The 8,992-nt window shown below is 64.7% G+C and carries 9 protein-coding genes; 2 read left to right on the top strand and 7 right to left on the bottom strand.

The features are described 5' to 3' along the window. Nucleotides 1–316: 316 nt before the first annotated feature. From eda to WA904_RS14575, 3 genes are all read right to left on the bottom strand, one after another. Nucleotides 317–922 (bottom strand): bifunctional 4-hydroxy-2-oxoglutarate aldolase/2-dehydro-3-deoxy-phosphogluconate aldolase, encoded by a 606-nt coding sequence (gene eda, locus WA904_RS14585; protein ID WP_425197848.1) that lies wholly within the window; start codon nucleotides 920–922, stop codon nucleotides 317–319. Between the two features lie 38 nt (nucleotides 923–960). After that, nucleotides 961–2,781 carry a phosphogluconate dehydratase gene (gene edd / locus WA904_RS14580; RefSeq protein ID WP_425197844.1) on the bottom strand — a complete coding sequence of 607 codons (1,821 nt, stop codon included), beginning with the start codon at nucleotides 2,779–2,781 and terminating at the stop codon, nucleotides 961–963. 162 nt (nucleotides 2,782–2,943) lie between these two features. Beyond that, on the bottom strand, nucleotides 2,944–3,504 hold the full coding sequence (locus WA904_RS14575; RefSeq protein WP_425197843.1) for an OmpA family protein: 561 nt from the start codon (nucleotides 3,502–3,504) through the stop codon (nucleotides 2,944–2,946). 154 nt (nucleotides 3,505–3,658) lie between these two features. Here WA904_RS14575 and WA904_RS14570 point away from each other — a divergent pair, with 154 nt between their 5' ends. Both WA904_RS14570 and WA904_RS14565 read left to right on the top strand, forming a co-directional pair. Continuing rightward, nucleotides 3,659–4,288, top strand: a complete 630-nt coding sequence (locus WA904_RS14570; protein WP_425197847.1) for a gamma-glutamylcyclotransferase — start codon at nucleotides 3,659–3,661, stop codon at nucleotides 4,286–4,288. Nucleotides 4,289–4,333: 45 nt separating this feature from the next. After that, the gene (locus WA904_RS14565) at nucleotides 4,334–4,843 is read left to right on the top strand and encodes a superoxide dismutase family protein (RefSeq protein ID WP_425197842.1); all 510 of its coding nucleotides are present in this window, start codon (nucleotides 4,334–4,336) and stop codon (nucleotides 4,841–4,843) included. A 106-nt stretch (nucleotides 4,844–4,949) separates the two neighbouring features. Here WA904_RS14565 and WA904_RS14560 read toward each other — a convergent pair whose 3' ends face one another. From WA904_RS14560 to WA904_RS14545, 4 genes are all read right to left on the bottom strand, one after another. After that, nucleotides 4,950–5,513 (bottom strand): nucleotidyltransferase family protein, encoded by a 564-nt coding sequence (locus WA904_RS14560; protein WP_425197841.1) that lies wholly within the window; start codon nucleotides 5,511–5,513, stop codon nucleotides 4,950–4,952. Then, on the bottom strand, nucleotides 5,513–7,792 hold the full coding sequence (locus WA904_RS14555; RefSeq protein ID WP_425197840.1) for a molybdopterin cofactor-binding domain-containing protein: 2,280 nt from the start codon (nucleotides 7,790–7,792) through the stop codon (nucleotides 5,513–5,515). The genes WA904_RS14560 and WA904_RS14555 overlap by 1 nt, the downstream gene beginning before the upstream one ends. Before the next feature lie 11 nt (nucleotides 7,793–7,803). Further along, nucleotides 7,804–8,262, bottom strand: a complete 459-nt coding sequence (locus WA904_RS14550; RefSeq protein WP_425197839.1) for a (2Fe-2S)-binding protein — start codon at nucleotides 8,260–8,262, stop codon at nucleotides 7,804–7,806. Between the two features lie 96 nt (nucleotides 8,263–8,358). Next, complete coding sequence (locus WA904_RS14545; RefSeq protein ID WP_425197838.1) at nucleotides 8,359–8,931, bottom strand: TetR/AcrR family transcriptional regulator; 573 nt, start codon at nucleotides 8,929–8,931, stop codon at nucleotides 8,359–8,361. Nucleotides 8,932–8,992: the final 61 nt, after the last annotated feature.

The raw sequence follows: 8,992 nt of genomic DNA, 5'->3' as shown, positions 1-8,992 counted from the left end.
ACAAATTCGTGCTTCAAACTCATGACGTTCTGTGCTTTCCATGGCATAGGGACCTCCCGGCTGATTCGCCGGAAAGTGTCAACCATGTCCCCGCACACCTGTCCACCATGTGTCCGGTCCGTACACGACGCAAAAAGAAAGTGAGTTGCCGCCGGGCAACCCCCGGCTTGCTGGCGAACCACAAACGTTGGAGGCAAAGAGGGCTTCGACAGGCTCAGCCTGAACGGTAAGTTGCACCCGCTATTAATTCCATAGCTGCTTGCGCCCGTCCTTACTGGGCTAACCCCGGATTCTTCTCGAATCGGAAGCAGCTCAGCTACCGCGGCAACTCACACGCCTGCCGCGCCAACCCAGTCACCCGCCCCCAGTCCCCACTCGCCAGCGCATCAGCCGGCACCAGCCAGGAACCACCGACACAAACCACATTGGGCAGGCTCAGAAACTCCGCCGCATTGGCCGCGGTGATGCCGCCGGTGGGGCAGAACTTCACATCGCCGAAAGGTCCGTTCCAGGCCTTGAGCATGGCCAGCCCGCCGGCCTGCAATGCCGGAAAAAACTTCAGCTCGGTAAACCCGTCTTCCTGCGCCGCCATGATTTCGCTGCCTGTCGCCACACCGGGCAGCAAGGGCAAATGCGCATCGCGGCAGGCAGTGCCCACTGCATGGGTGTAGCCGGGGCTGACGATGAAACGTGCACCGGCCATGGCGCAGGCCTGCACATCGGCCGCACTGCGCGCCGTGCCGGCACCAACCACGGCTTCGGGAACATCGCGGGCGATGGCTTCAATGCAGGCCAGCGCCTGCGGCGTGCGCAAGGTCACTTCCAGCATGCGGATGCCACCGGCCACCAGCGCACGCGCCAGCGGCACCGCGTGCGCCACGTCGGTCAGCACAATCACGGGAATGACCGCAGCATCCTGCATGACCTGCAGCGCCGTCAGCGGCTGCTTGATATCGATCTTCACATCCACGATGGTGCTCCTTCTTCAGCAGTCAAAGCATGCCGGCGCATGCCGGCAAACAGCTCACGTCCCAGACCCAGCCCATTGGCATCGCGCAGCGCCTGTGGCATGACGGCAGGCAGCCGTGCTGCCCAGTCACCGGCAGCCACCTTGACCTCGAGTGTGCCGGCAAGGGCGTCGAGCAGCACCACATCGCCGTCGCGCACCTTCGCCAGCGGGCCACCGGCCGCCGCTTCGGGCGACACGTGAATGGCGGCCGGCACCTTGCCTGAGGCGCCGCTCATGCGGCCGTCGGTCACCAATGCCACCTTGAAACCCTTGCCTTGCAGCACCGCCAGCGGCGGCGTGAGTTTGTGCAACTCTGGCATGCCGTTGGCCTGCGGTCCCTGCCAGCGCACCACACAGACCACATCACGGTCCAGCTCGCCGGCGCGGAACGCGACATGCAGGGCCTCCTGCGAATCGAATACGCGCGCGGGCGCTTCAATGACATGGCGGTCGTCCGGCACCGCCGAGACCTTGATCACGCTACGGCCCAAGTTGCCCTGCAGCAGCTTGAGCCCGCCAGTCGCGCTGAAGGGTGCGCTGGCGGGCCGCACGATGGCCTCGTCTTTCGAAGCCCCCATCTCGTGCCAGGCGAGCTTGCCGCCTTCCATGGCCGGCTCGCGCGTGTACTCGCGGATGCCGCCGGCACGCACCGTCAGCACGTCCTCATGCATGAAGCCACCGTCGAGCAGTTCGCGGATCACAAAACCCGTGCCGCCCGCCGCCTGGAACTGGTTCACGTCGGCACTGCCATTGGGGTAAACATGCGTGAGCAGGGGCACCACCGCCGAGAGCGCTGAGAAATCGTCCCAGTCGATCACGATGCCGGCCGAACGCGCCACCGCCACCCAGTGAATCAGGTGGTTGGTGGAGCCGCCAGTCGCCAGCAGCGCCACCATGGCGTTGACAATGGCGCGTTCATCGACCACCCGGCCTATGGGCGCAAAACGCTTGGACGACTTGAGGATGCCCAGCACGGTGCGTGCGGCCTCGCGTGTCAGTTCGTCGCGCAGGTCGCCGCCGGGGTTCACAAAGGCGGTACCGGGCACATGCAGGCCCATGGCTTCGAGCAGCATCTGGTTGCTGTTGGCCGTGCCGTAAAAGGTGCAGGTGCCGGGGCTGTGGTACGACTTGAGTTCGGCGTCGAGCAACTCGGCGCGCCCGACCAGGCCTTGCGCGGCCTGCTCGCGCACGCGGGCTTTTTCCTTGTTGGGCAAACCGGACGGCATGGGGCCGCCCGGCACAAACACCGTGGGCAGGTGGCCAAAATGCAGCGCACCGATCAGCAGGCCCGGCACGATCTTGTCGCACACGCCCAGCATCAGCGCCGCATCGAACATGTCGTGGCTCAGGGACACCGCCGTCGCCATGGCAATCACGTCGCGGCTGAACAGGCTCAGTTCCATGCCGGGTGTGCCCTGCGTGACGCCGTCGCACATGGCGGGCACGCCGCCGGCCACCTGGGCGGTGGCGCCATGCAGGCGCGCTTCCCACTTGATCAGGTCGGGGTAAGGCTGCAGCGGCGTGTGCGCCGACAGCATGTCGTTGTAGGCAGTGACGATGCCGATGTTGGGCGCGCGTTCAGTGACAACCTTGAAGCGGTCGTCGAGCGGCATGCCGGCAAATGCATGGGCAACGTTGCCGCAGCCCATGCGCTCGACGCTGGCGGCCCGGGTGGCGGCCCCGTCAAGACGCTGGAGATAGGCCTCGCGTGTGGGACGGCTGCGTTCGCGAATGCGCGCGGTCACGCCGGCAATGGTGGGATGAAGAGTCATGGGTGGATGGTGGCCAAAAAATGGCGGATGATGGGTGTCGGTAACTTTATTACATCGTCCATCGTACTTGGTTACCGACCCTTTTGCAAAGGGCGAGAGGTTACAGCCCGGTTACCGTGCAGGGACAAAACACTGCCGGCTGCGCACACCGGCGCACCCGCTTTATTGCAGCGTGATCTCGACCCGGCGGGCCTCGGCGTCGCTGCCGGACCCGGCCATCTGTTCCGGTTTTTGCAGGGTGATCCGGTTCTCGGGAACACCGGCCTCCTTCAGCACGTCATACACCGCAAGCGCACGCTTGCGGGCCAGCTCGGCGTTGGCTGCTGCATTGCCTCTGGAATCGTGGAAACCTGCAATCAGCACCTTCTGTCCGTTCCTGGCGGCCCTGACCACATCAATCATTGCATCACCGGCGCCGGGGGCCAGCTCTGCTTTTCCGGACGCAAAATAAAACTTCACCACGCCGTACTCCACCGTGATGCTGGCCGCATCGGAGGCCGCCAAAGCCGATTGCGCCGGGCTGGGCACGGCAGCACTGGCCGGCGCCATCGGGGCGGTTACGGCCGTGACAGGCAACGCGGCCACATCTGCGGCAGGGGCTGCCCGCCCGGAGCCGGCGCGCAGCAGTGCGGCAGCGATTGCCAGTGCGATCACCCCGGCCACGACGGCAAAAACCAGGCCAAGGACAAGGCCCAGCTGTTCGTCATCCGATTGAGAAGCCATTGACAAAAACTCCGTGAAAACAGCGGGCTGCGGCGCCCGGTGCAAGCCCTGAAAAATAACCGGCAGGATCGCCGGTTCGGGCGGGTCATTGTAAAGTGTGGCCGTGGACAACAGCCCGCTCAACGACCTTCATCCCGTACGGGATCCGGCCCCCATGCTGGAGCGTTTTCTGCACCAGTGGGGTGGCCGGGAAGACCTCTGGATTTTCGGCTACGCCTCGCTGATCTGGCGGCCCGAATTTGACTTTGCCGAACTGCGGCGTGCCCGTGTGCACGGCTGGCACCGCGCGCTGAAAATGTGGAGCCGCATCAACCGCGGCACACCCGAGTGTCCCGGGCTGGTGTTTGCGCTGCTGTCGGGCGGCAGTTGCCACGGTGTGGTCTACCGCGTGCCGCGGCACGATGTACCGGACGTGGTGGCCCGGCTCTGGCTGCGCGAGATGGTCACCGGCGTCTATGACCCACGCCTGCTGCGCTGCAACACCGACAGCGGCGCGGTGCAGGCGCTGGCCTTCACCCTTTCCCGGCGCAGCCCCAACTTCACCGGCGAACTGAGCGAGGCACGCTACCGGCAAATTTTTGCAGACTCGTGCGGACGTTACGGCACGACACACGACTACGCGCACCAGACCCTGGAGAGCCTGCGCAGCCACGGCATTTCGGATGCGGCGCTGGCGCGCTTGCTTCAGTTGGGGCCTGTTCACGCCAATGGTGCAAATGCGAACAGTGCGATCAAAAAGGCCTTGACCCAACGGACTATTGCCAAGCCTGAGCCACAAGCCTAGAGTCGAACTCCCCTTTTCAACTTTAACCATTCCTGGGAGACTCCAATGAGAACAGCCTTGACCCTGTTGGCGGCTGCGGCCCTGCTGGGCGCTTGTGCCCACCAAGCCGGCGGCCCGCGCGCCACTGCCCAGCTGCAGCCCACCACAGGAAACACCACCAGCGGCACAGTCAGCTTTGTCCAGGCCGGCGGCAAGGTGCAGGTCAGCGGCGAGGTACGCGGCCTCAAGCCAGGCGCAGAACATGGCTTTCATGTGCATGAAAAAGGCGACTGTTCCAGCGGTGATGGCATGAGCGCCGGCGGGCATTTCAACCCCACCAGCGCACAACACGGCAGCCATGGCATGGGCATGCACCACACCGGTGATTTGCCCAGCCTGAAGGCAGACGCCGGCGGCGTGGCCAAGTTCAGCTTTGATTCCAGCACGATCACGGTAGGCAGCGGCAATACCGACGTCGTCGGCAAAGGCCTGATTGTTCACCGCGATCCGGACGACTACAAAACCCAGCCGACCGGCAATGCCGGCCCGCGGCTGGCCTGTGCAGTGATCAAATAGAGCCCCCACGCTTGTCACTGCGTGTACTGCGCTGCCCCCCCCAAGGGGCGCTGCGCCTGCGGACTGGCAAAGCCAGATCCGCGGCCCCTGCTTGAACTGGATACCTTCAACGCGCGGCTAGCAATGCTTCGGCGCGCGCCAGGTCTTCCACGGTATCGATATCGGTCACGATGCCGATATCGTCCAATGTCAGGAATGCTACTGAATTGATAGCTTCTTGCGCCCGAACAATAAGGGCTGCGCCCTGATTTCCCTTCAAGCCCAGCAAATCTTCGCGGCAGGAAGCCGAAAAACCGACGGGGTGGCCACGCGCGCCTTGGTACAGCGGGATCACCACCGTGTGTTTCGCCAACGCCTGGGCCACGGCCTGCAGCGTATCGCTGCGTACCAGCGGCAGATCGCCCGGCAGCACCAGCCAGCCCGCAGCGTCGGGCGTGGCACGCACTGCAGCAGCAATCGAGTCGCCCATACCGGGATGGCCAGCGTCTTCGAGGTGCCAGGGCAGGCCGCTGGCTGCCACGGCGGCCAGCGTGTGTTGCAGCACCGGCTTGCCGGCCAGCAAGGCTTGCAGCTTGTGCGTGCCACCGCCGGACGCGGTGAAACGTTCACCGCGGCCCGAGGCCAGCACCAGCACCGTGGGCAAACCGGCCTTGGGCCGGGCAGTGCTCATCAGGCCAGCTTGAAGGGCAGTTCGCGCGGTGCCTGCCCCGTTAGCCGCGCCACTGCGTTTGCAAAGGCCGGCGCCAGCGGCGGCAGACCGGGCTCGCCCATGCCGGTGGGTGCATCGGCGCTGGGCACCACAAACACGGCGACCGTCGGCATGTCGGTGATGCGCGGCACGGCGAAGTCACCGAAATTGCTTTGCTCGACCACGCCGTCCTTCAGCGTGATGGCCGCACCCGGCAGGCACATGGACAGGCCCATCAGCGCCGCGCCCTGGATTTGCGCCTCGATGCTGGTCGGGTTGATCGCCAGGTTGCAATGCACGCCTGCCGTGACCGCATGCAGCACCGGCGTCTTGTCCTTGACCGAGGCTTCGACCACGTAAGCCACCACGGTGTTGAAGGACTCGTGCACCGCCACGCCCCATGCGCGCCCGGCCGCCAATGTGCGCTTGCCGTAACCGGATTTGTCCACCGCGAGTTGCAGCGCCGTGCTATGGCGCGGGTGTTTGGTTCCGAACTGCTTCATGCGGTAAGCCACCGGGTCCTGGCCGCTGCCACGCGCAATCTCATCGATCAGCGTTTCCATCACATAAGCGGTGTGGGTGGAGCCGACACTGCGCCACCAGAGCACCGGCACGTTGACCTTCGGGTGATGGACCGACAGCCGCATCGGAATGTCGTAAGGCTCCTTCATGCCCTCGACCATGGTGTTGTCCACACCGTCCTTGACCATGAAGGCCTCAAAGGGCGAGCCACCTACGATGGACTGGCCGACGATCACATGATCCCAGGCCAGGATGTTGCCCTGCGCATCAAGGCCAATCTCGGCGCGGTGCACATGCATGGGCCGGTAGTAGCCGCCCTTGATGTCGTCTTCGCGGCTCCAAAGTGTGCGCACCGCGGCGTTCAGCCCGGCAGCGCGCGCGGCTTTTGCAACGCCGCAGGCCCCCACCACATAGTCGCTGCTCGGAATGGCGCGCCGGCCGAAACCGCCGCCCGCCATCTGCACATTCATCTTCACGTTCTGCGGCGCCACGCCCAGCACCTTGGACGCTGCCATGGTGTCCAGCCCGGGCATCTGCGTGCCCAGCCAGAGCTCGGCGCGCGTGTCGGCGCCCTGCCCGCTGAACTGCACCGTGCAATTGAGCGGCTCCATGGGTGCGTGGGCCAGGTAGGGGAACACAAACTCGGCGCCGATCTTTTTCGGCGCCGCCGCCAGCTTGCCGACATCGGCGTTGTACTTGATCGCACCGGTGGTCTGCGCCAGCGCACGGTAACTGGCCAGCTGTTTGGCGCTGTCCACCTTCTCGACCGCGCTGGTGTCCCACTCGACCTTGAGCGCATCACGGCCCTGCTTCGCCGCCCAGTAGCCCTCAGCCAGCACTGCCACACCTTCGCCGCCACGGTCCAGCGGTACGCGCAGCACCGCCTTGACTCCGGGGATGGCGCGGGCCGCACCATCGTCGAGCGATTTGACCTTGCCCGCAAAAACAGGCGGATGCGCCACTACCGCCGTCAGCATGCCGGGCAGACGCACATCGATGCCGTAGCTCTGATTGCCAGTGGATTTGGCACGCGCATCGAGCCGGCCCGTGGGCTTGCCGATGATGCGGAACTGCTTCGGGTCCTTGAGCGTGACCTGCTCCGGCACCGGCTGCTTCATGGCGGCTTCGGCCAGCTCGCCGTAGGTCAGGCGCTTGCCGCCGGGGCCGATCACCACGCCCTGCTGGGTGCGCAGGCTGCCTGCGTCCACGCCCCACTGCGCAGCGGCTGCAGACACCAGCATGGCGCGCGTGCGGGCACCGAGTTCGCGGTACTGTGTGTACGAATTCTTGATCGCGCCGGAGCCACCGGTGAGGTGCATGCCGAAGGCCGGGTCCACATAGGCCGGATCTGCATTGCCATGCTGGCTCTTCACCAGGCGCCAGTCGGCGTCGAGTTCCTCGGCCAGGATCATGGGCAAACCGGTCTGCACACCCTGGCCGAAGTCGAGGCGGTTGATGGTGACAGTGACCGTGCCGTCCTTGTCGATGCGGACAAAAGCGGAAGGCTGCTGGGTTGGCTTCAGGCCGGAAGCGGCCGCCGCAGGCGCTGCGCCCTGCGCCTGCGCCAGCAGCGGAAAAGCGCCGAGCGCAAAACCACCGGCCGTGGCGACCTTGAGGAAGCTGCGCCGCTGCAGACCTGAGGTTGCTCCGTTTTCAGGAGCACCTTGCGCTTGCTGAGAAAGGGCTTGCAGGCCTTTTGGCAACTGATGGAAGATATCGGAGGAAGTGGTGCTGTACATGGTGTTCTCCTTCAAGCCAGGGCCACAGAGGCGTCTTTGATAGCAGCGCGGATGCGCACGTAAGTGCCGCAGCGGCAGATGTTGCCGGCCATGGCCGCGTCGATGTCTGCGTCGGTCGGTTTGGGGTTGGTCTTGAGCAGCGCGGTTGCACTCATCACCTGCCCGCTCTGGCAGTAGCCGCACTGCGCCACGTCGTGCTTGACCCAGGCGGCCTGCACCGCCTTGCCAACGCGGTCTGCGCCTACGGCTTCGATGGTGGTGATTTTCTGGCCCACAGCTGCCGACACGGGCGTCACGCAGGAGCGGATGGGTGCGCCGTTGAGATGCACCGTACAGGCGCCGCACAGGGCGGCGCCGCAGCCGAACTTGGTGCCTGTCATGCCCAGCGTGTCACGCAGGGCCCAGAGGATGGGGGTGGATTCTGCGGCGTCAACAGGGACGTTTTTGCCGTTGATGTTCAGGGTGGGCATCGTGGATCTCCTTGTGGGAATAAGGGTAACGGGAACAAAAGTTGACGAATTTTTATTCGCTTAAATTAGGTGAGCATTAGCTTGGCGTCCATGGGGTCACGCCTTGATGGCGTCCCAGCACAGCGAGAAGGCAGCCAGCTGAACAGCCTCGTCGTCAGCCAGCACCCCGGTACGGATGAGGTTGGCGGTTTCGCGCACCGAACCCACCACGCTGGCCGTCAGCAGGGGCAATGGCACCGGCTTGAAAATCTCCTGCTGCTGGCCCTCTTCCATGAGCGCCAGGAAACCGGCCGCCAGCCGGGTGGACAGTTCGCGATTGCCCTGTGTGACCCAGGGCGAGTTGTAATACTGCTCCTGGAACACCACCTCGGCATAACGCTCCAGCCGGTGCCGCAGCAGGTTGCCCCAGATGCGGCGCACCCGGCTGCGCAATGGGGCGCCAACCTGCACCCCCTCCATCAGGCGCTGCATGGTCGCGGTTTTGGCGTCCTGGTAGAGCTGGCTGATGAGTTCGTCCTTGGACGGGTAATAGACGTACAGCGTGCTGGTCGCAATGCCAGCCGTGCGGGCGATGTCGGCCATGGTCAGGCCGCTCAGGCCGGTCTGGGCCACCAGGTTGAAAGTGGCCTCGGCAATCGCACGCTGCTTTTCGTCGTCTTTGGGTTTCATCGAAATGCAAATATAGCCGAATAATAATTCGCTTTCAAGTCCGCGGCCTTCATAGACCTTA

The organism is Polaromonas sp. (genome assembly GCF_049790275.1).
Classification (GTDB): Bacteria; Pseudomonadota; Gammaproteobacteria; order Burkholderiales; family Burkholderiaceae_C; genus Polaromonas.
The sequence above is the reverse complement of the archived record's forward strand: the minus strand, read 5'-3'. Positions and strand labels throughout refer to the sequence as shown.

Excerpts from the sequence above, each read along its gene's own strand:
- eda (WP_425197848.1), bottom strand. The coding sequence starts at position 922 with ATGCAGGATGCTGCGGTCATTCCCGTGATTGTGCTGACCGACGTGGCG.
- WA904_RS14565 (WP_425197842.1), top strand. The coding sequence starts at position 4,334 with ATGAGAACAGCCTTGACCCTGTTGGCGGCTGCGGCCCTGCTGGGCGCT.
- WA904_RS14555 (WP_425197840.1), bottom strand. The coding sequence starts at position 7,792 with ATGTACAGCACCACTTCCTCCGATATCTTCCATCAGTTGCCAAAAGGC.
- edd (WP_425197844.1), bottom strand. The coding sequence starts at position 2,781 with ATGACTCTTCATCCCACCATTGCCGGCGTGACCGCGCGCATTCGCGAA.
- WA904_RS14550 (WP_425197839.1), bottom strand. The coding sequence starts at position 8,262 with ATGCCCACCCTGAACATCAACGGCAAAAACGTCCCTGTTGACGCCGCA.
- WA904_RS14575 (WP_425197843.1), bottom strand. The coding sequence starts at position 3,504 with ATGGCTTCTCAATCGGATGACGAACAGCTGGGCCTTGTCCTTGGCCTG.
- WA904_RS14560 (WP_425197841.1), bottom strand. The coding sequence starts at position 5,513 with ATGAGCACTGCCCGGCCCAAGGCCGGTTTGCCCACGGTGCTGGTGCTG.
- WA904_RS14545 (WP_425197838.1), bottom strand. The coding sequence starts at position 8,931 with ATGAAACCCAAAGACGACGAAAAGCAGCGTGCGATTGCCGAGGCCACT.
- WA904_RS14570 (WP_425197847.1), top strand. The coding sequence starts at position 3,659 with ATGCTGGAGCGTTTTCTGCACCAGTGGGGTGGCCGGGAAGACCTCTGG.